At 70.8% G+C, this 23,620-nt stretch carries 25 protein-coding genes; all 25 read right to left on the reverse strand.

What is annotated here, in order from left to right; translation table 11 throughout:
- Positions 1-69 precede the first annotated feature (69 nt).
- Positions 70-1,347, reverse strand: a complete 1,278-nt coding sequence (locus ACH4S8_RS40775; protein ID WP_398403602.1) for an activator-dependent family glycosyltransferase — start codon at positions 1,345-1,347, stop codon at positions 70-72.
- 3 nt (positions 1,348-1,350) lie between these two features.
- A complete protein-coding gene (locus ACH4S8_RS40780; protein WP_398403604.1) occupies positions 1,351-1,893 on the reverse strand; it encodes an NUDIX hydrolase in 543 nt (180 codons plus the stop codon).
- Positions 1,894-1,905: 12 nt separating this feature from the next.
- On the reverse strand, positions 1,906-2,913 hold the full coding sequence (locus ACH4S8_RS40785; protein ID WP_398403606.1) for an NAD-dependent epimerase/dehydratase family protein: 1,008 nt from the start codon (positions 2,911-2,913) through the stop codon (positions 1,906-1,908).
- A complete protein-coding gene (locus tag ACH4S8_RS40790) occupies positions 2,910-3,545 on the reverse strand; it encodes a dTDP-4-dehydrorhamnose 3,5-epimerase family protein (protein WP_398403608.1) in 636 nt (211 codons plus the stop codon). Before ACH4S8_RS40790 ends, ACH4S8_RS40785 begins: the two co-directional genes overlap by 4 nt.
- 19 nt (positions 3,546-3,564) lie before the next feature.
- Positions 3,565-4,944: an NDP-hexose 2,3-dehydratase family protein gene (locus ACH4S8_RS40795; RefSeq protein ID WP_398403610.1), complete on the reverse strand. Its 1,380-nt coding sequence runs from the start codon at positions 4,942-4,944 to the stop codon at positions 3,565-3,567.
- Positions 4,945-4,969: 25 nt separating this feature from the next.
- The gene (locus tag ACH4S8_RS40800) at positions 4,970-5,746 is read right to left on the reverse strand and encodes a class I SAM-dependent methyltransferase (RefSeq protein ID WP_398403612.1); all 777 of its coding nucleotides are present in this window, start codon (positions 5,744-5,746) and stop codon (positions 4,970-4,972) included.
- Positions 5,747-5,772: 26 nt separating this feature from the next.
- Positions 5,773-6,771 carry an aldo/keto reductase gene (locus ACH4S8_RS40805; RefSeq protein WP_398403614.1) on the reverse strand — a complete coding sequence of 333 codons (999 nt, stop codon included), beginning with the start codon at positions 6,769-6,771 and terminating at the stop codon, positions 5,773-5,775.
- Between the two features lie 175 nt (positions 6,772-6,946).
- Entirely contained in the window at positions 6,947-7,795 is an 849-nt protein-coding gene (locus ACH4S8_RS40810) for an SDR family oxidoreductase (RefSeq protein WP_398403616.1), read from the reverse strand.
- 69 nt (positions 7,796-7,864) lie between these two features.
- Entirely contained in the window at positions 7,865-9,463 is a 1,599-nt protein-coding gene (locus tag ACH4S8_RS40815) for an MDR family MFS transporter (protein WP_398403618.1), read from the reverse strand.
- A 317-nt stretch (positions 9,464-9,780) separates the two neighbouring features.
- Entirely contained in the window at positions 9,781-10,761 is a 981-nt protein-coding gene (locus ACH4S8_RS40820) for a zinc-binding alcohol dehydrogenase family protein (protein WP_398403620.1), read from the reverse strand.
- A 29-nt stretch (positions 10,762-10,790) separates the two neighbouring features.
- The gene (locus tag ACH4S8_RS40825; RefSeq protein WP_398403622.1) at positions 10,791-11,978 is read right to left on the reverse strand and encodes a cytochrome P450; all 1,188 of its coding nucleotides are present in this window, start codon (positions 11,976-11,978) and stop codon (positions 10,791-10,793) included.
- Between the two features lie 112 nt (positions 11,979-12,090).
- A complete protein-coding gene (locus ACH4S8_RS40830; protein WP_398403624.1) occupies positions 12,091-12,867 on the reverse strand; it encodes an SDR family NAD(P)-dependent oxidoreductase in 777 nt (258 codons plus the stop codon).
- A gap of 55 nt (positions 12,868-12,922) precedes the next feature.
- Positions 12,923-13,735 carry an SAM-dependent methyltransferase gene (locus tag ACH4S8_RS40835; protein WP_398403626.1) on the reverse strand — a complete coding sequence of 271 codons (813 nt, stop codon included), beginning with the start codon at positions 13,733-13,735 and terminating at the stop codon, positions 12,923-12,925.
- 58 nt (positions 13,736-13,793) lie between these two features.
- The gene (locus ACH4S8_RS40840) at positions 13,794-15,047 is read right to left on the reverse strand and encodes a cytochrome P450 (protein ID WP_398403628.1); all 1,254 of its coding nucleotides are present in this window, start codon (positions 15,045-15,047) and stop codon (positions 13,794-13,796) included.
- A 251-nt stretch (positions 15,048-15,298) separates the two neighbouring features.
- The gene (locus ACH4S8_RS40845; protein WP_398403630.1) at positions 15,299-15,607 is read right to left on the reverse strand and encodes an antibiotic biosynthesis monooxygenase family protein; all 309 of its coding nucleotides are present in this window, start codon (positions 15,605-15,607) and stop codon (positions 15,299-15,301) included.
- A complete protein-coding gene (locus ACH4S8_RS40850) occupies positions 15,604-15,903 on the reverse strand; it encodes an antibiotic biosynthesis monooxygenase family protein (RefSeq protein ID WP_398403632.1) in 300 nt (99 codons plus the stop codon). The genes ACH4S8_RS40845 and ACH4S8_RS40850 overlap by 4 nt, the downstream gene beginning before the upstream one ends.
- 25 nt (positions 15,904-15,928) lie before the next feature.
- Complete coding sequence (locus ACH4S8_RS40855; protein ID WP_398403635.1) at positions 15,929-16,678, reverse strand: SDR family NAD(P)-dependent oxidoreductase; 750 nt, start codon at positions 16,676-16,678, stop codon at positions 15,929-15,931.
- 22 nt (positions 16,679-16,700) lie between these two features.
- Positions 16,701-17,174, reverse strand: coding sequence for an SRPBCC family protein (locus ACH4S8_RS40860; protein ID WP_398403637.1), 474 nt, complete (start codon positions 17,172-17,174; stop codon positions 16,701-16,703).
- A 70-nt stretch (positions 17,175-17,244) separates the two neighbouring features.
- Positions 17,245-18,507: a ketosynthase chain-length factor gene (locus tag ACH4S8_RS40865; protein ID WP_398403639.1), complete on the reverse strand. Its 1,263-nt coding sequence runs from the start codon at positions 18,505-18,507 to the stop codon at positions 17,245-17,247.
- Positions 18,504-19,787: a beta-ketoacyl-[acyl-carrier-protein] synthase family protein gene (locus ACH4S8_RS40870; protein ID WP_398403641.1), complete on the reverse strand. Its 1,284-nt coding sequence runs from the start codon at positions 19,785-19,787 to the stop codon at positions 18,504-18,506. The genes ACH4S8_RS40865 and ACH4S8_RS40870 overlap by 4 nt, the downstream gene beginning before the upstream one ends.
- Positions 19,784-20,215: a cupin domain-containing protein gene (locus tag ACH4S8_RS40875; RefSeq protein ID WP_398403643.1), complete on the reverse strand. Its 432-nt coding sequence runs from the start codon at positions 20,213-20,215 to the stop codon at positions 19,784-19,786. Before ACH4S8_RS40875 ends, ACH4S8_RS40870 begins: the two co-directional genes overlap by 4 nt.
- On the reverse strand, positions 20,212-20,583 hold the full coding sequence (locus ACH4S8_RS40880; RefSeq protein ID WP_398403645.1) for a TcmI family type II polyketide cyclase: 372 nt from the start codon (positions 20,581-20,583) through the stop codon (positions 20,212-20,214). Before ACH4S8_RS40880 ends, ACH4S8_RS40875 begins: the two co-directional genes overlap by 4 nt.
- Positions 20,584-20,674: 91 nt before the next feature.
- The gene (asnB, locus tag ACH4S8_RS40885) at positions 20,675-22,543 is read right to left on the reverse strand and encodes an asparagine synthase (glutamine-hydrolyzing) (protein WP_398403647.1); all 1,869 of its coding nucleotides are present in this window, start codon (positions 22,541-22,543) and stop codon (positions 20,675-20,677) included.
- The gene (locus tag ACH4S8_RS40890) at positions 22,540-23,091 is read right to left on the reverse strand and encodes a hypothetical protein (RefSeq protein WP_398403649.1); all 552 of its coding nucleotides are present in this window, start codon (positions 23,089-23,091) and stop codon (positions 22,540-22,542) included. The genes asnB and ACH4S8_RS40890 overlap by 4 nt, the downstream gene beginning before the upstream one ends.
- A complete protein-coding gene (locus tag ACH4S8_RS40895; protein ID WP_398403651.1) occupies positions 23,088-23,540 on the reverse strand; it encodes a DUF1772 domain-containing protein in 453 nt (150 codons plus the stop codon). The genes ACH4S8_RS40890 and ACH4S8_RS40895 overlap by 4 nt, the downstream gene beginning before the upstream one ends.
- Positions 23,541-23,620: the final 80 nt, after the last annotated feature.

A 23,620-nucleotide genomic window follows, 5' to 3' on the forward strand; every position in this document is an offset into this window, starting at 1 on the left:
CGCCGGCACGGCGGGCGGGGGGCCTGTCGGCGGCCCCCGTCGTCGGGGTGAAGCGCGGGCGGGGGGTGGTCACCGGTGCTGGGGGCCGGTGGGGTGTCGCCGGGCGTGGTGCTGGGCGGTCAGGCGCTCGAGGATGGGGACGGTGTCGTTCGGGGTGGGTTCGACGAGGGCTTCCTGGCGGAGGCGTTCGGCGGCTTCCTTGAAGGACGGCTCCGCCAGGACCTTGACGAGACTCTCGCGCAGGAGGTCCGGCTTGAGTTCGCCGGCCGGGATGTAGAGTCCGGCGCCGACGCGCTCCAGGTGCCGGCCCTTGACCGGGGTGTCCCAGGTGGCGGCGATCACGATCTGGGGGACTCCGCACAGCATGGCCGTGCCCCAGGTGCCCGAGCCGCCGTGGTGGACGATCGCCGAGCAGCTCGGCAGGAGGGCCTGCAGCGGGATGAAGTCGACGAGCCGGGTGTTGTCCGGCACCTGGCGCAGGTTCTCGCGCTGGAGGCTGTCCATCGTGGCGATGATCTCGATGTCGAGGTCTGCCACGGCGTCGAGCAGGTCGGCCTGGGAGATGTAGTCCAGGCCCCGTTCGCGTCCGGCGACGCCGAGGGTGAGGCAGACGCGGGGGCGCTGCGGGGGTTCGTAGGCCCACTGGGGTACGACGGAGGGGCCGTTGTAGGGGACGTAGCGGCTGGGGACGGTCTTGAGGCCGGATGTGAGGCGGGCGCTCTCGGGCAGCAGGTCGACCGTCCACTGGCCGGTGACGAGTTCCTCGTCGAAGGTGTCGTTGAAGCGTGCGGCCACGCTGCCCAGCCAGTCGGCGAGCGGGTCGCTCTGCTGGTGCGTCGGGCGGGCGCGGTTGAGGGCGAGGAACTCCTCCCGGGCGCGCATGGTGACGTCCTGGCCCCAGACGATGCGGGCGTGGGCGGCGCCGGTGGCGCGCGCGGCGATGGCGCCGGCGTAGGTGCCGAGTTCCCAGAGCACCAGGTCGGGCTGCCAGGTGCGGGCGAAGTCGACCATCCCGTCGACGAAGGTGTCGTTGTTGAGGGTGGTGTGGAAGCGGCCGACCAGGGCCTCGTGCAGTTCGTGCAGGTAGTCCCAGGTCAGGGTTTCGGGGGTGGAGAACGTGAAGTCCCACTCGCGGCTGTAGGAGGTGGTGCCGGCGGGTGCGGGGGCGAACATGGTGTGGTCGGTGCCCACCGCGACGGCGGACAGGCCGGCCTGGACGATGTCGTCGACCAGGACCGGGTGGCCGGCGACCAGCACCTCGTGTCCGGCGTTCTGCAGTGCCCACGCCGTGTTGACGGTCTTGTAGAAGTGGGTCTTGATACCGGCACAGGCCAGGAGTACGCGCATGGGTCAGCCTCTCGATTCAACGGCCCGGTCGGCCAGCATCTGCAGTACGCCGACGAGGGTGGCGGCCGCCACGAGCTGCCGGTTCGCTATCAGCTCCGGCATGTCCCGCAGCGGAATCCACGCCATCGCGTCGGATTCGTGGAGGTCGGTGGGTGTGCCCACCCGGGTGGCCGAGGCGGCCATGAAGATGTGCTGTTCGGCGTTGGTGATCCCGGTGATCGGCTGGACGTAGCCGAGCGGGGTCAGGCGGGAGGGGAGCCAGCCGGTCTCCTCGACCGCCTCGCGGACGGCGGCCTGGAGGGGGGTTTCGCCCTGTTCCACCGCGCCGCCGGGAAGTTCCCAGCTCCAGGTGTCGGTGGTGAAGCGGTGCCGCCACAGCATCAGTACCCGGTCCTGGCCGTCGGTGATGGCCACGGCCACGGACGGCGGGATCCTGACGAGGTGGTGGTCTTGGCGTGAGCCGTCCGGGAACTCGATGTCGGACAGCAGCAGGTCCACCCACCGGCTTTCGTACAGGGGGCGTTCGCCGTGCACGATCCATCGCATCGAAGCCCCCCTTTAGGCCCGGCTCGCGGTGGTGCGGGCGGCGATCTGGGCGACGAGCGCGGCCAGGGCGGCGGAGCGGTCCGTGACGGGCTGCCAGCCGGTGATCCGGGTGAAGGCCGACGCGTCGACCTCCATGCCCTGCAGGTCGGTGGCTTCGGCCTCGCCCGGCGGCGGGACCTCGACGACCGGGACGGGGTCCGCTCCGGTGTGGTGCGCCACGGCCGCGGCGATCGCTGTGAACATGTCGCCGAGCGGTTCGCTGCGGCCGGTTCCGATGAGCCAGTGCCGGCCCGCGAGGGCGTCGGTGTGCTCGAGGGCGGCGGCAAAGGCGCGGGCGACGTCCCTCACGTGGATCATCTCCCGGCGGACGGTCTTGTCCCACAGCTCCAGGCGTCTGCCCTCCAGGGCACGCCGGATCATGGTGGCGACCACGCCGCGGTCGGCGGCGCTCTGCTGGGGGCCGGGTCCGAAGATGGTCGGCATCCGCAGGCAGACGGCCCGGATCAGGCCCTCGTCGCCGGCCGCCTTGAGGGCCAGTTCGGCCTGCAGTTTCTGCCGCGGGTAGGCGCTTTGGGGGTCGTCCGGTTCGGAGCCGTCGATGCGGACCGTGCCGGGGACGCCGACCGAGGCCACGGTTCCGGCGAACAGCACGGCCGGGCGGCGGCCCGGTACGGCGTTCTCCCGCAGGACGCGTACGAGGTCGTGCACCAGGCCGACGTTGACCCGTTCGACGGCCGGGTCGGCGCCCGCGCCGCGCCACGAGGTCGCGCCGGAGATGCGGGCGGCCAGGTGGATGACGGCGTCCGCGTCCTTGACGGCGGCGGCGAGCTGCCCGGGGTCGGTGAGGTCCGCGGCCACGGTCTCGACCGCGGCGCGGGTGCCCTGGGCCGGCGTGGCCGGGCGGCGCGAGACCAGCCGCAGCCGGATGTCCTGTGCGGCAAGTTCGCGGGTGATGGCGGTGCCCAGGTAGCCGCGGGCGCCGAGGACGGCGACGAGCGGTGGGGGCGGGGTGGCGGTCACAGTGCCGCCTCGAGCGCGAGGCTGGTCCGGTAGTCCGGCAGGAGGCCCAGTTCGAGGGCCTGTTCCAGGGTGGGGGCCGCGATGTCGCGCTCGGACAGGATCGGCTCGACGCCCTCGATGGTGACGGGCAGGGCGAGTGCCGGATCGAGCGGGGAGACGGCGTGCTCGTTTCGGGTGACGAAGGGTCCGGACATCAGGTAGACCATCGCGGTGTCGTCCTCGAGGGCGACGAACGCGTGGCCGACGCCGACGGGCAGGTAGGTCGAGCGGAAGTGTTCCTGGTCGAGCAGGACCGAGTCCCATGTGCCGAACGTGGGTGATCCCACCCGCAGGTCGACCACCAGGTCCAGGGCCCGGCCGCGCGCGCAGTAGACGTGCTTGGCCGTGCCCGGCGGGGTGGAGGTGAAGTGCACACCGCGCACCACGCCCCGCCGGGAGTGGCTCTGGCTGGCCTGGTGGACGGGAAAGGCGTGCCCGGTCGCGCCGGTGAAGAGGGGTTGCTGGTAGGTGGCCACGAACAGGCCGCGGTCGTCGGGGAAGATCTTGGGCGTGAACGCGAAGGCGCCCTTGACGGCGAGTTCCCGGGCTCCCGCGGTCGCGGTCCTAGTCGTGCCGGCGTGGTGGGTCGTCATCTGTGGGTTCCCTGGGTCGTCACAGCTCGACGGCGTGTGAGGTGAGCAAGGCCATGAGCGTGCGGGCCTGCACGTTCACGTAACGGCCGTAGCGCAGCAGTGTGTTCAGCTGTCCTGCGGTGAGCCAGCGGTAGCCCGGCGGCGGTTCGTCGGGGGCCTGGGTCTCGTCGGCCTCGACGATCAGGTAGCGCGCCTGTGCGTTGAGGAACCGGCCGCCTTCCTCGGAGTGGACGGCCTCGTAGCGGATCTGGCCGGGATCGGCGCCGAGCACCAGGTCGAGGAAGGGGGGCCGGGCGTCCCCGGTGAGGTGCGCGTAGTGGCGGGGGGTGTACTGGACGGTGGGCGCGAGTTCGATGGAGTCGATGAAGCCGGCCTCCACCCGGGCGTGCGCGAGCAGGTGGGGGACGCCGCCGATCTTTCGGGTGACGAAGGCGATGACGCCCTGGCCGCGGGGTTCGAACAGCGGCTGGGTCCAGGATCCGACCTCGCGGTTGGAGGCCTGGGCCCGCACGGCCACCACCCGGAAGTACCAGTCGCGTTCGTGGTCGATGGATTCGGGGCCGCGCCGCCAGCCCGAGACGCCGTGCAGCGGGGTCCTGCGCACGTCGACGCTGTGGCGGGAGCGCTCCGCCGCGTACCAGGACAGCAGTTCCGCGTCGGTGTGCAGGACGCCGGTCTCCTCGAAGGGGACGGGCAGGCAGGCCAGGACCGTGCGCGAGTCCATGTTGACCACGTCGTCGCGGCGCAGCAGTTCGCCGATCTGGCCGAGTGTCAGCCAGCAGAAGTCGTCGTGCAGGACGACGTCCTGGGTGGTCTCGACGATGACGTTGCGGTTGAACTTGCGGTAGAACCAGGCGCCGTGCTCGGACTGCAGGACGTCGGCCAGTACGGTCGCTCCGGCCGTGCCGGTGAAGTACTCGAGGTACTTCACGTCGGCGCCCTTGTGGACCTTGGTGTAGTTGCTGCGTGTCGCCTGGACGGTCGGCGACAGCTGGATCAGGTTGGCGTTGCCGGGCTCCATCTTGGCCTGCATCAAAAAGTGCAGGACGCCGTCGAACTCCTTGGCGAGGATGCCGAGGATGCCGACCTCGGGCTGGTTGATGATGGGCTGCTGCCACTCGGGGAAGGGGTCCTCCCCCACCGTGACGTGGAGGCCCTCCACGCTGAAGAACCGGCCCGTGTCGTGGACCAGGTTCCCGGTCTGCGGGTGGAAGGACCAGGACTCCAGGTCGGCGAACGAAATCCGTTCCACCCGGAACCGGTTGGCCTGGGCGCGGTGGGCGAACCAGGTCGTGAAGTCCTCGACGGACATGCCCGATCCGGCGTCGGCGGCGGACCGGGCCAGCCTGGCCGGCAGTCCGACGTCTTCACGTGCGCTGAGCGTTGCGGTGGTCGGCATCGGCTCGTCCTCGTCCGTCGTCCGCTCACTCGCCCCACTTCATGTAGATCACCGGCGGCTCGCGGCCCGGCAGCTGGCGCAGCGGGGCGTGGTCGAGGCCGAAGACCTCGCGCAGGGCCGTGGTCTCGCCCGGCCACTTGGGGTGGGCGAGTTCGTCGAAGGCGAGGATGCTGCCCTTGGTCAGGTGCGGGCGGATCGCCTCGAGCAGTTCCTTGGTCGGCTGGTACAGGTCGAGGTCGAAGTAGGCCATCGCGATGACCGTCTCCGGGTTTTCCTTCAGGTACTGCGGGACGGTCTCGCGGACGTCGCCCTGGACGACGAAGGAGCGCTGGGTGTGCCCGAACGGTTCGGACAGTTCGTGGGCCGCGAGGACCTCGCGCAGGTGCTCGACCTCGCCGTCCGGTACCGCGAACCGGCCGGGGACGGCGCTGGTGCTGACCTTGTCGACCGCTTCGATGTCCTCGGGGAAGCCGGTGAAGGTGTCGAAGCCGATGATGCGGCGCAGCGAGTTGTAGGGCTCGTAGATGCTGCGCAGGGCTGTCAGGGTCGCCAGGTGGCGGCCGTGCAGGACGCCGAACTCCATGATGGTGCCCGGGACTTCGGGCAGCATGCGGTACAGGGCGTCCATGGACAGCAGGTCGGCCAGCTGGTGGCGGCGCAGGTACACGGGCAGGTTGTCGATCAGGTACTTGGGCGGGATCGGGCTTTCCTCGAAGAGTTTGGTGAGCCGCTCGCGTGCTTCGCGTTCCTGGTCCGACTCGTGGGGAACGATCCGCGGGTCGGTGAATTTGTCCTTGGCCATGAGGTGCCGGTCCTTTCGTCGGTGGGTCAAGAGAGCCAGGCGTCGGGTGCCGGTCCGCCGCGGCCGATCGGGGGGAAGAGCGCGTCGAGCCGGTCCAGTGCGTCCTGGTGCAGCGGCTCGTGCAGGGCGGCGAGGGCGCCGTCGACGTGTGCCGGGGTGCGGGGGCCGATGACGAGTCCGCTCACCCCGGGGCGGGACAGGGCCCAGGCCATGCCGACCTCGGCGGGGTCGCGTCCGAGGTCGGCGCAGAGCTTCTCGTAGGCCTCGATGGTCTCGCGGTGGTGTTCCAGGGCCTGCAGTGCGCGGCCCTGGCCCGATTTGACGGCGGTGTTCTCCCGCAGCTTGCGCAGGATGCCGCTGAGCAGGCCGCCGTGCAGGGGCGACCAGACCAGGACGCCCAGGCCGTAGGCCTGTGCGGCCGGGATCACTTCGAGTTCCGCGTGCCGGGTCACGAGGTTGTACACGCACTGCTCGGAGGCGAGACCCAGGAAGTGGCGCTGCCGGGCGGCTTCCTGTGCGCGGGCGATGTCCCAGCCGGCGAAGTTGGAGGATCCGGTGTAGCGGATCTTTCCCTGGGCGACGAGGAGTTCCATGGCCTGCCAGATCTCGTCCCAGCCGACGGCACGGTCCACGTGGTGGATCTGGTAGAGGTCGATCCACTCGGTGCCCAGCCTGCGCAGTGAGGCCTCGCAGGCGGAGACGATGTTGCGCACCGACAGTCCCTGCCGGTAGGGGCTGTCGTCCATGGGGTCGCCCACCTTGGTCGCGAGCACGATGTCCTCGCGCCGGGAGGGGCGGGTGGCCAGCCAGCTGCCGATGACTTCCTCGGCGTGGCCCTTGTGGACGCGCCAGCCGTAGGTGTTGGCGGTGTCGAGGAAGGTGACGCCCTGGGCGACGGCGTGATCGAGCAGGCGGTGGGCGCCCGCCTCGTCGAGCCGGCCGCCGAAGTTGACGGTGCCGAAGGCGAGTTTGCTGATCTGCAGCCCTGTCCGGCCGAGCCGGGTGTGGAGCGGGCTGTGCGTCATCTGTCGTACTCCCCACTGCGTCGGCGGAGCTTGCGCTTCGGGTCCCAGCATGGAGAGGTCGTCTCGAACGGCCCTGGTGTCCGGCTGGGCCGCCGCCGGAGCGGGATCAAGGGTGTGGGGCCGGCGGGGCGGGAAGTTTTCCCGGCCCCGTCGGCCCCACACGGTGTGCTGCGGCTCAGCCGAAGATGTGGATGTTCTCCTGGACCCAGTCGCGCAGGGTCAGCGGGGCCTTGCCGGTGATCTTCTCGACGGAGTCGGAGATCTTCCAGTCCCAGGCGGCCGACTGGCGCTTGAGTTCGAGCAGGGCCTCGAGGCGGGGGCCGCCCCAGCCGAGGCGGTCGAACTCGGCCTGGGTCTGGGCCTGGGTGCGTTCGACGACCTGGACTTCCTGGCCGAGGGCTTCGCCGACGATCTCGCCCTGGCGCTGCGGGCTGAGGGCCTCGCCGCCGGTGAGGGTGTAGGCCTGGCCCTGGTGGCCGGGGGTGGTGAGGACCTTGGCTGCGACCGAGGCGATGTCCCGCGGGTGGATCATCGCGGAGACCGGGTCGCCCTCGGTGACGTACATGGTGCGTTCCTTGCCGATGGTGTCGGCGTAGCCGTAGAGGTAGACCATGAAGGTGCCGGGACGCAGGATGGTCCACTCCAGGCCGGATTCCTGGATGACCTGTTCGCCGGCGCGGTGGCCGGAGGTCAGCGGGTCGGTGGCGCCGTAGCCGACGCCGCTGGTGGAGAGCTTGACCAGGTGCTTGACGCCGGCCTCGCGGGCGGCGGCGGCCAGGGTGCGCTCCTGGACCGGGCCCTCGGGTCCGTATCCGGGCGGGCAGACGAAGACGCGGTCGACGCCGGCCAGGGCGGCGGGGAGCGTGTCAGGCTGGTCGAAGTCGCCGGCGACGACCTCCACGCCGTCGGGGAAGTTCGCCTTGCCGGGGTTGCGGGTCATCGCCCGTACAGGCACGCCGTCGGCGGCGAGCTGGGCGACGAGTTCGGAGCCGACGTTGCCGGTGGCACCGGTTACGAGAATCATGCGTGTGTCTCCTTGGGATGTGCTGCACGGCGGAAATCCGTGCGGGGGGCCACTCGTGGAGTGGGAGGGTCAGGATTCGCGGGGGGCGGCGGTGTCGTCGCCGGGCTGCCCGGATGCGGCATCGCCGTGGCCGTGGCCGTGGCCGCCGGCGAGCTTGACGTCCTTGAGGAAGAGCGCGGCCACCAGGCCGATCAGGGCGATCGGGATCACCGCGTAGAACGTGGCGCGCAGCGAGTCGGCGTAGATGTCGACGACTTCGGCGCGCACGGAGCTGGAGAGGCGGCCGAGCACCTCGGGCGAGAGCGAGCCGTCCTTGTTGAGGCGGGTGCCGGTTTCGCCGCTGAGCCGCTCGTGGAGGCCGGTGTTGAGCCGGGAGTTCATCAGGGCGGCGAAGAGCGAGACGCCAAGAGCGGTGCCGAGCTGCCGCATGAGGTTGGTGGTGCCCTGTACGGCGCCGACGTCCTGCATGCCGGCGGTGTTGCGGGCGGCGAGGCTCAGGGCCTGCGAGTTGAGGCCGGCGCCGATGCCGAAGAGCAGGACGTACACGACGGTGAGCGGGATGCCGGTGTCGGGGCCGGCGGTGGAGAACAGCAGGCCCGCGACGGCGAACACGGCCATGCTGAGCACCGGGAACCAGCGGTAGGACCCGCTGTGCCCGATGGCCTTGGTGCTGAGCCAGGAGGTCACCACGACACCGAGCATCAAAGCGGTCAGGGCGTAGCCGGACTGCTGTACGTCGAGGCCGAGGACGGTCTGCAGCCACAGGACCAGGTAGTTGAGCACGCCCAGTCCGATGAAACCGGCGATGAAGCTGAGGATGACGACGATCGTGAAGGTCCGGTCGGCGAAGAGCCGGAGCGGGATGACCGGGTCGGCGGCGCGGCGCTGGGCGAGGATGAAGAGCGTGACGGCGAGGACGGTTGCGGCGGCCAGGGCGAGGATGACGGGCGAGGTCCAGGAGTACTTCACGCCGGCCCAGCCGGTGAGGAGGTTGAGGGCGACGATCGAGACGACGAGCAGGACGACGCCGGCGTAGTCGATGTGGGCCTTCTGGCGGGGCCGGGCGGGCAGGTGCAGCAGTGCGGAGACGACGGCGAGGACGACGATGCCGACGGGCAGGTTCACGAAGAACACCCAGCGCCAGCTGGCGAGGTCGGTCAGGATGCCGCCGAGGGTAGGGCCCAGGAGGGAGGAGGCGCCGAAGGTGATGGCGAACCAGCCGTAGTAGCGGGCGCCTTCCCGCGGGGAGAACATCTCGCCGATGACGGCGAGGACGCAGATGAACAGGCCGCCGCTGCCGATGCCCTGCAGGACGCGGAAGGTGATGAGCTGACCCATCGTCTGGGCGAGGCCGCACAGGGCGGATCCGGCGAGGAAGACGGCGATGGAGCTCATGAAGACGCGTTTGCGCCCGAAGAGGTCTCCGAGTTTGCCGTAGACGGGTACGGCGGCGCTGCCGCCGATGAGGTAGCCGGTGGTGACCCAGGCGAACTGGTCCAGTCCGCCCAGGTCGCTGACCACGTGCGGCAGTGCGGTGGCGACGATCTGGGTGTCCAGCAGGGAGAGGAAGACCGCCACCATGAGGGTGAACACGATCGTGTTGGTGCGGGCCGGTGAAGCCGGTGCGGCGGAGACGTCGAGAGCCGGCTCGGCTGCGGGGGAAGCCATGAGGAATCCTTGTAATCGAGGAGCGGTGCTGTGATACACGAGCGCCACTCGGAGTGGGAGCACGCAAAACGAACTCGCTGAAGAACGCTGCTGTTGTCGCAGCGGAGATGGGATGGTCGGATCCAGTCCGACTCCGGCCTTTTCGGCCCTCTCAACCACTGATCAGTCGTCAGTCGACTGCTGATCCTGGTTCTTCGTTGTTCGTTGCTGCTTGGCCACGTCCTCTGTGTCGATTACAGATGCCCGGTATCCTAGCCGATGATCAGAGAGCGGTGCAACCGGCCTGGCGGTCGGCCCGCCGGCCGACCGCCGGGCCGTCAGGGAACCAGCACGACCTTGCCGGTGTGCTGCCGGGACTCCATCAACTCGTGTGCCCTGGCTGCCTGTTCCAGCGGGATCCGGCTGTGCACGGCGGGCGTGACCTGGCCGGACGCCACGTATTCCAGGAGTTCCTTGCGGCCCGCGGCGATGACCTCGGGACGGTCCTGGAAGAGGGCGTACAGGTTGAAGCCGTGCAGCGACTTCATGTCGATGAAGTCCCAGGGCGAGATGGCCGGCGGGCGCTCGCCCGAAGCGCCGCCGTAGCAGACGATGCGGCCGAAGCGGGCGGCCAGCTCGATGCTGTGCGCCAGGACCTCGTTGCCGACCGTCTCGAGCACCAGGTCGGCACCCTTGTCGCCGGTCGCCGCGCGGACCTCCTCCACCCAGTCCTCGTGCCCGTAGCAGATCGCGACGTCCGCGCCGACGGAACGGATGAAGTCGAGCTTGGCCGGGGATCCGACGGTGCCGATGATGCGGCCGGCGCCCTTGGCGCGGGCGAGCTGGACCAGGAGGTGGCCGATGCCGCCGGAAGCCGCGTTGATGAGGACGGTCTCACCGGGCTGCAGCCGGCCGACCGTGGTGAGCACGTGGTAGGCGGTCTCACCGGGACTGGGCAGCGCGGTGGCCTGGGCGGCGTCGAGGGTGTCCGGGATCGGGAAGACCGTGGCCGCGTACGCCGTCGCGTACTCGGCGTAGGCCCCGCTGCGGACCGGGGCGACGACATGGTCCCCCACCGCCACACCGGTCACGCCCGGACCGATCGCCTCGACGACACCGGCGACATCGCCGGCGGGCGCGGCGGGCAGGGTGGCGGGGCCGCCGATGGGCAGGCCCTGGCGCTTTTGCACGTCGGCGTAGTTGACGCCGATCGCCTCGGCGCGGATCAGTACCTCGCCGGGTTTGGCCTCCGGCTTGGGGGCGTCCTCGACACGCAGGACGCCGGGGTCGCCGTGCTCGTGGTAGCGGACGACACGCATGGTTCCTCCAGGGGAGTCCGGGCTGGCGGTCACCAGGTGACCGGGACGGTGCGGAAGCCGCTGAGCAGCCGTCCGGGCATCCATTCGAGTTCGTCCTCGGTGCACGCGAGGGTCAGCGTGGGGAACCGGTCGAACAGGTTGGTCAGGGCGATCTGCATCTCCATGCGCACGAGCGGGGCGCCCAGGCAGTGGTGGATGCCGTGGCCGAGCGTGAGGTGGCGCGGATCCTCGCGGCGGATGTCGAGCCGGTCCGCCTGCGCGAAGCGCTCCTCGTCCCGGTTGGCGGCGCTGATCGCGGCGAGGACTCCGCTGCCCGCGGGGATGGTGACGTCCCCGAAGGTCATGTCCTCCAGCAGGATCCGGTAGGCGGCGCCGTCGCCGGGGCCCTGGTAGCGCATGAGCTCCTCGACCGCGTTGGGCATGAGCTCCGGGTGCTCCCGCAGGTCGGCCAGCTGCTGCGGGTGCAGCAGCAGCGTGGCGACGCACAGCCCGATCTGCAGGAACGTCGTCTCGTGGCCGGCCATGAGCAGCTGGGTGGCCGTGGAGACCAGTTCGCCCTCGGTGAGCTGGTCCCCGTCGTCGCGTGCCGCGACCAGTGCGCTGAGCACGTCGTCCCCCGGGGCGGAGCGCTTGTCGGCGACGAGCGAGCCGAGGTAATCGCGCAGTTCCTTGGCCGCGGCCTGGATCTCCTCGACCGGGTTGTTCTCCAGGACGAGGAAGGCCTCCGACCACTTGCGGAACTGCGAGCGGTCGCCGCGCGGCACGCCCAGCAGGTCGCAGATCATGTTGATCGGCAGCGGATGCGCGTACGCCTCGACGATGTCGGCGCCGTTGCCGGCCTGCTCCATCTCGTCGAGGAGCTCGTTGGTGAGCTGGTGGATGCGCGGACGAAAGCTCTCCACCAGTTCGGGCGTGAACGCCTTCGCGACGAGCCGCCGCAGCCGGGTGTGCTGCGGCGGGTCGGTGAAGTTGAGGCTCTCCAGCGGCGGCCAGTTGGTCATCAGCGGCACGCCGGGCCGGTGCAGGTCCGCGCTGCACCGGGGGTCGAGCAGGACCCGGCGCACGTCGTCGTAGCGTCCGACCATGTAGCCGGGCGAACCGCTGGGCATCGTCAGCTGCGCCACCCGCTGCTCGCGCAGTGCGGCGAAGTCGACCGGGCAGCGGGTCGGGTAGTCCCGGCTGAAGGGGAAGGTGAACTTCGGGGCTTCTTCGGTCATCGGGGTCTCTTCGTTTCTCATGGTCGAGGTCACCGGCCGGGAGAGTCGGGCGCGCGCCCGGGCCGCCGCCGTCCGCGGGTGCGGACGCGGCGGTGTGCGGGCTCGGCGGGTGTCAGGCTCCGCCGGTGACCCGGACGGTCTGGCCGTTGATGTTGCCGTTGGCGCGCGAGCCGAGGAACACGATCGTGTTCGCGACGTCCTCGGGCACCGACAGATGGCCCGACGGGAGGGTCTTGGCCTTGGCCTCCAGCGCGGCGGCCGGGGCGATCCGGCGCACGTTCTCGGTCAGGGTCTGCCCCGGGGCGACCACGTTGACCAGGATGTTCTCCGGGGCCAGTTCCCAGGTCAGGCTCCGGGCGATGCCCAGCAGGCCGGCCTTGGCCGCGCCGTAGGCGGCGCCTCCGACCATGCCGTAGTCGGCGAGGCCCGAGGAGACCATGACGATGCGGCCCCAGCCGCGGCCGCGCATGAACGGCAGCGCGGCGGCGACCGTGTGGAAGGTGGCGTCGACGCTGGTGCGCAGGACTTCCTGCCACAGCTTCGGGTCGGCGTCCTCGAACGCGGGCATCACCCGGCCGGGGCGGGGTATGCCCTCGGACCACACGACGGCGTTGCTGACCAGGACGTCGATGCCGCCCCAGGTGTCGGCGACGGTCTTGACCGCGTCCTGGATGACAGCCTCGTCGGTGAGGTCGTAACGGACCGTCAGGGTGTCGGCGGCGCCGGCCTCGCGGGCGAGCCGGGCGGTCTCCTTGGCGCCCTGCTCGTTGTCGTTGTACGTGATCGCGACGCGCGCCCCGTCCCTGCCGTACGCGACGGCGGTCGCCCGTCCGATGCCCGAGGAAGCCCCGGTCACCAGCACGACTTTGTTGCGGAGATCGGTCTCCATCAGTCACTCCAATTCAGCCAGATCGTGGGTTCGTTCGCTGTCGGGGCCAGGCGGTTCAGACCTTCTTCGCGACGCCGGCCAGGGCATGGGCCTCGGCGCCGAAGCCCTCGGGGTCGCCCTCCGGGCCGATGCGCCACACCGGAACCGGGACCACGCCGGGCTCGAGCAGTTCCAGGCCCTCGAACAGGTCCGTGACCTCGGCGGTGTCGCGCCAGTAGACCTCGCTGACGTTGCGCACGTAGGTCTCCTGGGCGGAGGCGGGGACCTCCTCGGGCGCCGGCTTCTTGTCCATGCCGGCGTGCGAGATGACGACGTAGCTGCCGGGGGCGAGCTTCGCGGTGAACTGGCGCAGCATGGCCTTCGGGTCGTCGGCGTCGCTGACGAAGTGGAGGACCGCGGCGAAGATCAGGGCGACGGGGCGGGAGAAGTCGATCAGCCCGATCTCCTTCGACGCGAGGATGTCGCCGGGCTTGCGCAGGTCGCCCAGGAGGGACGCGGCCTGCGGGTTGCCCGCGAGGATGGCCTTGCCGTGTGCCACGGCGACCGGGTCGATGTCCACGTACAGCACGCGGCTGTCGGGGTTGTTCTCCAGTGCGACCTCGTGCACGTTGCCCTCGGTCGGGATGCCGGAGCCGATGTCGAGGAACTGGTCGATGCCCAGGGAGGTCAGTTCCTTGACCGCGCGGCGCAAGAAGGCCCGGTTGGAGCGCAGGGTGCGCGGCAGCAGGGGGTTCTTGTCCGCGATGGACTTGGCGACCGCGACGTCGGCCGGGAAGTTGTGCGTGCCGCCGACCCAGTAGTCGTAGACGCGGGCGATGCTCGGCTTTTCGATGTCGACCTCGGGCGGTGCCCAGGAGGGACGGTTCACGGAAGTCTCCTCGGTTGCTACTGGCTTACGGGACAAGGGCCGGCTCGGGTCTGCGCGGTCAGCGCAGGCGGACCGGCAGGGCGGCGAGGCCGCGCAGGTTGAAGCTCGGCCGCCAGGACAGCTCGCCCGCGGGCTTCGCGAGGTGCAGCCCGGGGAAGCGGCGGAACAGCTCGCCGAGCACGATGCGGCCTTCCAGCCGGGCGAGGGGCGCGCCGATGCAGTGGTGGATGCCGTGGCCGAACGCCAGGTGACCGGAGTTCTTGCGCGTGATGTCGACGCGGTCGGGGTCGGGGTAGCGGTCGGGGTCACGGCCGGCGGCGCTCAGGGAGATCGTGATGAACTCGCCCTTGGGGATCAGTACGTCGCCCAGCTGGATCGGCTCCAGGGTGAAGCGCCAGGTGGCATTGGCCAGCGGCGCGTCGATGCGCAGGAACTCGTCGATCGCGCCGTCCCACAGGCCGGGGTCGGCCTCCAGCAGGGCCCGCTGGTCGGGGTTGGTGAGCAGGGCCAGGGCTGCGGTGTTGAGCAGGTTGACCGTGGTCTCGTGGCCGGCGACGAGGAGGAGGAAGGCCATCGAGATCAGTTCGACCTCGTCGAGCTTCTCGCCCTCGTCGGTCGCCTCGATGAGGGCGCTCAGCATGTCGCCGGCCGGGTTGTGGCGCTTGTCGGCGATCAGGGCGCGCAGGTAGGCGACCATGTCCTGGCTGGCGTCGAGGGCTTCCTCGGTGCCCTGGCCGGAGGTGAGCAGGTTGGACCAGCGGCGGAACTGGTCGCGGTCCTGCGGCGGCACGCCCAGCAGCCAGCAGATCACGGTGAAGGGGACCGGGAAGCTGAGGGCGTCCATCAGGTCCACCTCGTCCTGGCCCTCGACGGCGTCCAGGAGTTCGGTGACCAGTTCGGTGATCCGCGGGCGCAGCGCCTCGACCTGGCGCATGGTGAACGCCTTGGCGACGAGCTTGCGCAGGCGTGTGTGGTCCGGCGGGTCGCTGTCCAGCATGGTGGTGCTCAGTTCGGTCGCGAACTGCTTGCGGGTTCCGCGCTGTGCCTGGAAGTGCGCCTGCTTGTCGGGGTCCACGAAGTTCTGCGGGACCAGGCCGTAGCCGACTCGCATGTCCTTGCTCACCCGCGGGTCGGTCAGCAGCGCCCTGGCGTCCTCGTAGCGGGTCACCAGCCAGGTCTTGAGGCCGTTGGGGGTGGCCACGAGGTGTGCGGGTGACTGCTCGCGCAACGGGGCGAGCGTGGGGTGCGGGTCGCGTATGAAATCGGAGTCGAACAGCTCGAGCACGGTGCTCGGCGTCGCTGCGCTGGCCACGTGGGGCTCCCTCGTACGGCGGCAGATGTGTGTTCGGTCGGCGAGCTCTGGCGTATTTCCCGGGGATTATTCAGCCACAGGGAAAGGAGAGTTCCCACCCCGCTCCAGGCTTCTTCGAGCCCGTTTCAAGGGGTTTTCGTATCCGGTTTGTTTTCCGGGGGAATTCGGCTTTCCCTATCCGGTGGGGAAACGGCGGGAGCACCCGCGTGCCGGACCGTCGCGGTCCGGCCGGGGGCTTCTTGCGGCATGGCTCAGTAACGCGCGAGCACCTGGTAGATCTCGAACGGGCGGTCCCGCTCGGTGTCGCGGAAGGCGCGCAGGGGCGCCGTCTGGTCCTTGTGCTGTGTGCCGCGTTCCCACGTCTCGAAGGACGTCCAGCTGTCCCAGCGGCTGACCACGACATAGCTGTCGGGGCGGCCCAGCTCGTTCATGAGCTGGTTGCCCAGCAGGCCCGGGGTGCCGGCCATGCGCCGGCTGGCCTCGTGGTAGGCCGCCAGGACGTCCTCGCCCCGGTCGGAGAGGTGGTAGAGCACGACCTCCACGGCGAGGGCGGCTGTCATGCGGCCGCCCCGGAGAGGTTCGCGACGATGTTCATCGTGGTCATGGAGCCGCCGCTGCGGTAGGGGTGCAGCTTGGTGCGGTGCTGGAGGTGGGTGTCGCTGGACTCGAACTCGCGGAAGCGGGGCTCGTCGGTCCAGTCGCTGACGATGTAGTAGATGCTGTCCTCGTTGTCCGTCGTGCTCCTGGACAGCCACTGGCCGCGGTTGGCGGGGTGGCCGGTCACCGAGCTGCCCACCTCTTTCCATACGCGTTCGAACTCGGTTTCCATACCGGGCTTGATCTGCATGCGGAGCATGACCCTGAACGTCGCGTCGGACACCTCAGATGCCTCCGTCGACGTTGATGGTCTCGCCGGTGACGTAGGCGGAGAGGTCGCTGAGCAGGAAGAGGACCGGTGCGGCCAGTTCCTCGACCGTGCCCAGGCGGGCGAGTGCCGTCTTTTGGGCGTAGGTGGCGCGCAGTCCCTCGGCGCGCTCGGCGGGCATGGCCTCGAAGGCCTCCGTCTCGATGACGCCGGGTGCGACGACGTTGACGCGGATGCCCTTGCCGCCCAGTTCCCTGGCCAGCGAGCGGGTCAGGCCGATCATCGCGGCCTTCGCGGCTGTGTAGTGGGCGCGCAGCGGGATGCCGGCGGCGGCGCCGCGGGAGCCGATGTTGATGATCGAGCTGCCGGCGCCGAGCAGGGGCAGGGCCTGCTGGATGATCCGGTAGGCGGCGGTCAGGTTGGTGTCGATGACACGGGACCATTCGTCGGCCGGCAGGTCGGCGAACGGGATGTGGGTGATCGTGCCGGCGTTGTTGACGATGCCGTCGAGGTGCCCGTAGTGGTTCCTGGCGTCCTCGACGAGCGCGTCCACCTCGGTTATCTCGCCGACGTCGGCGCGGATGACGTGGTGGTCGCCGCCGGTCTCCTTGAGTTCCTGGCGCAGGCTGTCGACGTATTCGCTCTCCTGGCGGTAGCAGGTGAGCACGTCGGCGCCCGCGCGGGCGGCGGCCAGGACGATGCCCCGGCCGATGCCCCGGGTGCCTCCGGTGACGAGCAGCTTCTTGCCGCGCAGTGCGAGTTCCACGGTGTTCCCCTCCTGTGGTGCGTCAGCGGATTTGGCTCGCGTGGGCGGCCCGTGCGGCGGCCTCGAGCTTTTCCTTGATCAGGTTCATCTGGACCGCGGTGTTGCGGTTGATGCGGTCCGTCATGCCCGCGTCGTCGAGCGGGGCGCCGTCCTTCATGTGGAAGTCCTGGGTCCACTGCATCCGGACGCCCTGGTCCGTCCGGGTGTACTCCCAGTGGATGTTCATGTACTCGAACGGGCCGGTCTCCACGCGGTGGGCGCGGACGGTGCGGGTTGCCGCGTCGGTGGTGCGCCGGGAGACCCAGCTCCACACCGTGCCGTTCTCGTCGGGGTGCAGGGCGAGGCGGAACGTGACGGTGGGGCCGTCCTGTTCCAGGATCTCGGCGACGGCGTACTCGCTGAACAGCTCGGTCCAGGAGGCCACATCGTTGGTGCGCTCCCAGACCAGGTCCAGGGGGGCGTCGATGACGACGGAGTTCTGGGTGCGGCCGGCCATCAGGGACGGGCCTTCGCCGGTGCGGTGGTGAACTCGCTCACGGTGTGCTGCCTTTCGCTTGTGCGGGGGGTCATGTGGCGTGCTCGGTGCGGTTCCCGGCTCCTGCGACCAGGGCCGAGGCGAAGCCGCCGTGCCCGCGGGCCAGGACCAGGGCGGTTTGGGGTGCGGTGGGCCGGGGGCGGTCGACGACCAGGTCGATGCCCAGCTCCGCGGCGGCCCGGCCCGGGCCGGCGGTGTGCGGGATCACGCCGGCGCTCAGGCTGAGCAGGGCGGTCGCCACGTCCAGGGCCGCACCGCCCGCATACAGCCGGCCGGTGAGGGTCTTGGGGGCGGTCACCGGTACCCGGCCGGCCCCGAACACCTCGTTGATCGCGGCGGCTTCGGCGCGGTCGAGGTCCGCGACGCCGGCGGCGTCGGCGAAGACGACGTCCACGGCGCCGGCGGTGATCCCGGCGTCCGCGAGGGCGCGCCGGATCACCGCTGCGAGCGCGGGCGGGCGCCCGGAGTCGGCGGGCGGGTCGAATCCGGCGGCGTGGCCGAGGATGCGTCCGTAGTGCGGGGCGCCGCGCTCGCGGGCCCCCTCCTCGCTCTCCACGACCAGGATGGCGCCCCCTTCGCCGGGTGCGTAGCCGCGGGCGGTCTCGTCGAAGGGCAGGTAGGCGCGGGTCGGGTCGTCCTCGGTGGACAGCGTGCCGGTGGACAGCTGGGCGGTCAGGCCGTACGGGCACAGTGAGGCGTCCGTCCCCCCGGCCAGGACCAGCCGGGAGCCGGTGTCCAGCAGCCGCCGGGACTGGCCCAGTGCGTCCAGGCCGCCGGCCTGCTCGGCGCAGATGACGCCGCAGGGGCCGCGCATGCCGTGGCGGATGGAGACCTGGCCGGTGGTGGCCGCGTAGAACCAGGCGATCGACTGGTAGGCGCCGACCCAGGCCGGTCCCTGCTGGTACAGGTTCTCCATCTCGTGCTGGCCGAACTCGGTGCCGCCCGAGGAGCTCGCGGTGACCACGGCCATCTCGTACTCGGGCAGCTGTGCGGGGTCGGCGTCCGCGTCGGTGAGTGCGGCCTGTGCGGCTGCGAGGGCGATGTGCGTGTAGCGGTCGGTCTGCATGATCAGGCGGCTGGGAACGTGGTCGCGGGCGTCGAAGCCCGGCACCTCCCCGGCCACCTTGACCGGGTAGGAGGACGGGTCGAAGCGGGTGATGCGGCCCAGGCCGCTCTTGCCGGCCAGCACCGATTCCCAGTGCCGGCGCACTCCGATGCCGGTGGGGGCGATGACGCCGAGGCCGGTGACGACCGCGGGGCGCCGTCGTCCTTGGGGTATGCCGAGCGCGCTCATGCCGCCGCCCTTCCGGTCCGGGCGCCGGGGCGGCCGAGGATCATGGCGCTCTGGAAGCCGCCGAATCCGCTGCCGACGCTGAGCACGTGGTCCATGCGGTGCTCGCGGGCGGTCACCGGCACGTAGTCGAGGTCGCACTTGGGGTCGGGGACCGACAGGTTGGCCGTCGGGGGCACCACCTGGTGGCGCAGCGCCAGGGCGCAGGCGGCCACCTCCAGCGAGCCGATCGCCCCCAGCGAGTGTCCGATCATCGACTTGATGGAGCTGACCGGGACGTCGTAGGCGCGCTGTCCCAGGCTCCGCTTGAACGCGGCCGTCTCGTGCCGGTCGTTCTGCTTGGTGCCCGAGCCGTGCGCGTTGATGTAGTCGATGTCCAGCGGGTCGAGGTGTGCGCGGTCCAGGGCGACGCGGATGGCCTCGGCCATCTCGCGGCCCTCGGGCTTGAGCCCGGTCATGTGGAACGCGTTGGAGCGGCTGGCGAAGCCGACCACCTCGGCGTAGACGGTGGCGCCCCGGCGGCGGGCGGACTCGGCGTCCTCGATGACCATGACGGCGGCGCCCTCGCCCAGGACGAAGCCGTCGCGGCGGCCGTCGAAGGGCCGGGAGGCCGCGGCGGGGTCGCCGCCGGTGTTGGGTGTCGTCGCCTTGATGGCGTCGAAGCAGGCGGAGGTGATCGGGGACAGCGGGGCGTCGGTGGCGCCCGCGATGACGATGTCGGCGGTGCCTTCCTCGATGAGCTGGACGCCGTGGGCGACGGCGTCCAGGCCGGACGTGCAGCCGGTGGAGATCAGGGCGACGGGGCCCTCCGCCCGTGCCTGCCGGGCGACCTCGGCCGCCAGTGTGCTGGGGATCATGTAGCCGTACAGGTGCGGGACCCCGTAGGTGTGGTCGACCAGCCAGTTCTTGCCTCCGTCCGACAGGACCGCGTACTCGTCCTCCAGGCCGGTGGTGCAGCCGACGGCGCTGCCGATGCTGACGCCGATGCGGCCCGGGTCCCCGGTTCCCAGGTCGATGCCGCTGTCCTGGACCGCTTCGCGGGCGGCGACGACCGCGAACTGGGCGGCCCGGTCCATCCGGCGGACTTCCTGGTTGCTCAGGCCCGCGGCCACCGGGTCGAAGTCGCATTCGGCGGCGACCTGGGAGCGGAAGTTGGAGGCGTCGAAGAGGGTGATCTCCCGGGTGGCGGTACGGCCGTTGGACAGCAGGTCCCAGTAGGCGTCGCGGCCGATGCCGCCGGGGGCGACGGCGCCGATCCCGGTGATGACGGCACGACGGCTCATCGTGCCCCTCCGACGTCCGGGTTGGCGCCGCCCTCGACGAGCGGGGTCTCGGTGTCGACGTGGCCGAGTTCCGGGCGCGGTGCCAGCGGGGACAGGTGGAACACCACCTGTGCCGGTTCCTGGCCGGCGTTGACCAGGCGGTGGCGGACGCCGATCGGCACGAGCAGGGAGTCGCCCGGGCCGATGCGTACGGCTTCCCCGTCGAGGCTGATCTCCAGCTCGCCGGAGACGACGTGCAAGAACTCCTCGGAGTAGGGGTGCAGGTGCTCGGTGACGTACTCCTGCGGGGACAGCCGCAGGGTGCCGCCGAAGCCGGAGGTGCAGCCGACGGTACGCGGGCTGAGGGTGATCCGGATGTCGCCGCCGCGCTTGCGGTTGGAGGCGACGTCCTCGACGTTGACCTTGGTGGGGTTCGCGGCTGTGGTCATCGGGTGCCGCCCAGGGTCGGACCCGAGGGCGCGGTGGTGACGGGGCCGTCCTGCGGGGTCCAGGTGTAGAACGGCACGGCCATCGCGTCGCGCGGCTCACGCCAGTTGGGGTCGTAGGGGGAGATGAACTCCTGCAGGCGGGTGTTGATGTCGTTGTACAGCGGGTGGCTGCGCGCCCTGTACAGGTTCGGGCCGATGTCCTGCTCGGCCTCGACGAGGTGGAAGTACAGGTCGTGGAAGGCGAACAGGGTCCGCCTGGAGACGCCCACCATGTGGGGCAGGTCGGTGCTGTCCGAGTCCGCGAAGACCTTGGCGACACCCTCGGCGTCGGCGAGGTTCATCCGCGCCACGATCAGTGTGCGGTGCACGTTGTCCTCCTGGCTACTTCGGTTGTGATCCCACCCTGGCGGGGGGTTCTCGAAGCTGTCTTGAAGCGGTCTGGACCGGCCGCGCGGGCGGTCACAGCCGCAGGTCGATCCGGTATTCGGTCAGCCAGGTCTCGAGCTGGAGCACCATTTCCATGCTGGCCCTCTCGACCCAGGCGAAGGCGCCCTGCGGGGAGTCGGCGGCACCCAGTGCGTCGGCGGTCGCCGAGGTGTCGAGCAGGGGCGCGACGGCGGCGTTCGGGTCGGTGGCCAGTTCGGTGAACCGGCGCCGCACGAAGTCTCCGTAGGCCGCTTCCTGGGTGGTGGGGTATGCGCTCTTCTTGCGCTGCAGCACGGCCTCGGGCAGCAGGTCGGCGACCGCGGAGCGCAGCAGGCTCTTCTCGACGCCGTCCACGCGCTTCATGGCGGCGGGCACGTTGTAGACGTACTCGACCAGTGCCCGGTCGCAGAACGGCGGCCGCAGCTGCACGCCGTGGGCCATGCTCATGCGGTCGGCGCGGTCGAGGTGGGTGGGTGCCCAGCGGGTGAGGGCGAGGTAGGTGACCTCGCGGGCCCGGCGCTCGGCGGGGGTGTCCTGGTCGAGGTGCGGGACCTCGGTGAGGGCGTCGCGGTAGTGCTGGTCGGCGTAGCCGATGAAGTCGAGTTCCTTGCGCAGCCGGCGGTCGACCATGGAGGTGCCCAGGCCGCCGGCGGCGGCGTCGTGGCCGCGTTCGAAGGAGACCCACGGGAACGTCTGGGAGTTGCTGTGCTTAGGGTCGTAGGCCCAGAAGTAGCCGTTGAAGACCTCGTCGGCGGTCTCGCCGGAGAGCACGGCGGCGAAGCCTTGCGCGCGCAGCCGGGCGAAGAACTGGATGAGGGAGACGTCCATGTCGCCGAGGGGGGAGGGGGCGTCCTGCACGCGCAGGGAGGCCGCGTGCACCTCGGGGTCGGTGAGCGCGGCCGTGTCGAGGAGGATCTCGGTGTGCCGCGAGCCGATGTGCCGGGAGGCGAGTTCGGCGAAGGGGGCGTCGGGGGTGGAGCGCATCGTGGGGTGCGGCTGGAAGTTCTCGGTGTAGCCGGTGAAGTTCACCGAGAAGCTGTGCAGGGGGCCGGTGGTGAGTGTCCGGTGTGCCAGGGCGGTCAGGGCGCTGGAGTCGATGCCGCCGGAGAGCATCGCGCCCACCGGCACGTCGGCGTGCAGATGGGAGGTGACCGCGTCGGCGAGCAGGCCGCGGACGGTGGTGATCGTGTCCGCGAGGCTGTCGGTGTGCTGCCGCGCGGGCAGCGACCAGTAGCGCTTGTCGTGGCTGCCCGGGCGGCGCACGACCAGGACGTGGCCGGGGATGATCTCGCGCATGCCGCGGTAGACGGCCGTGCCGGGCTTGCGGCTGTGGGCGAACAGCTCGCGCAGGCCGTCGGCGTCGACGACCGGTTCCACGTCGGGGTGGGCGAGGATCGCCTTGGCCTCGGAGCCGAAGACGACGCCGGTGGGGGTCGGGTAGTAGCTGAGCGGTTTGACGCCGAGGCGGTCGCGGGCCAGCAGGAGTTCTTGGCTGCGGACGTCCCACAGGGCGATCGCGAAGAGGCCTTCCAGGTGGGTGAGGAAGTCGGTTCCCCACTCCAGGTAGGCGTGCAGGGCGGTCTCGCCGTCGCCGCCGCCGGTGAAGCGGTGGCCCTTGGCGGCCAGTTCGGTGCGCAGCCGGGTGTGGTTGGTGATGGCCCCGTCGAGGGTGAGGACCGCGACGGTGGTGCCGCCCTCGGTGGTGTGGGCGACGGGCTGCTTCCCGGTCTGTGTCACGTCGAGCAGGGCCAGGCGCCGGTGGGCGAGAGCCGCGTGGCCCCCGGTCCAGGTGCCCTGGCCGTCCGGGCCGCGGTGGGCCAGGGTGGCGGCCATGGTCTCGACGACGTCGGCCTGCGAGGACAGGTCCCGCTCGAAGTCGACCCAGCCAGCGATTGCGCTCATCGGGAGGTCCTCTCGTTCACGGCGAGTTCGGTGGTGTCGCCGTCGGCGGTGGCCGGCGTGACGGCGACGAGGGCGAGCGGGATGCCGGTGACGGCGGCGCGGAAGTCGTCCGGGCCGGGCGCGGGTCCGTCGGCCACGGTGATGCCCAGGCGGCGCTGCGCGGCTTCGGCGCCGTAGCGCTCGTAGAGCTCCAGGTATCCGCGGGCGGTCGTGTCGGGGTCGGTGACCAGGTGGAAGCGGGCCGCGGTGGTTCTGCCCTTCCAGGTGAGCTCGCCGTCGGCTCCCTGGCGGAAGTTGTGGCGCCAGGGGCTCCCGGTGGCGATGTACAGGGCGCCGTCCAGGCGGTGGACGCCCACGGGCACGGTGTAGGCGCGGCCGGTGCGGCGGCCGGTGAAGTGCAGCAGGGCGAGGTGGGCCGCGACCGGTCCGGGATCGGGCCGGGAGAGGATCGCGGTCATGCGGGCGTTGGCGGCGGCGCGGTCCTCGTCGCCGGGCAGCGTCCGGGTGATGCGCGCGCCGGGGGCCGTGGTCTGCTCGGTCGCGGTCATGACAGCACCACCGCGGCGGCGGTCAGGGCGCAGCCGGCGACGGCGAAGCAGGTGCGCAGCAGGTGCCAGTCGCGCCACTGGATCCGCGGGTCGTCCCAGTCGGGGCCGATGTCCTGCGGCCGGGTCTTCTTGACCCGGTTGTTGATGGGGACGTTGCGGGTCTGGGAGACGACGGCGACGCCGGTCATGGCGAGTGCCGCGGCGATGAACAGCACGCGCGGCACGCTCTCGTCGGCGTGTGCGGCGAACGCCGCGTCGACCAGGACGGAGCCGGACACGATGAACGGCATGATCCGGTCGTAGCGCTTGCCGAGCAGTTTGTGCGTGTCGACATAGCGGTCGGGGGTCATCGCGATCAGGGCGGGCATGACGCTGATCGCCACGGCGAACAGCACCCCCGCAACCAGTCCGGTGCTCAGCAGCACCAGCACACTCAGGGTTTCCACCACAGCCCGAGGCCTCCCGTTCCACACGAATCGTCAACAGCGGTACGGGGACGGTTCCAGCGGGGCCTCGTGCGGCGCTCGAA

The sequence above is a fragment of the Streptomyces sp. NPDC021080 genome (genome assembly GCF_044333225.1).
Taxonomy (GTDB): Bacteria; Actinomycetota; Actinomycetes; order Streptomycetales; family Streptomycetaceae; genus Streptomyces.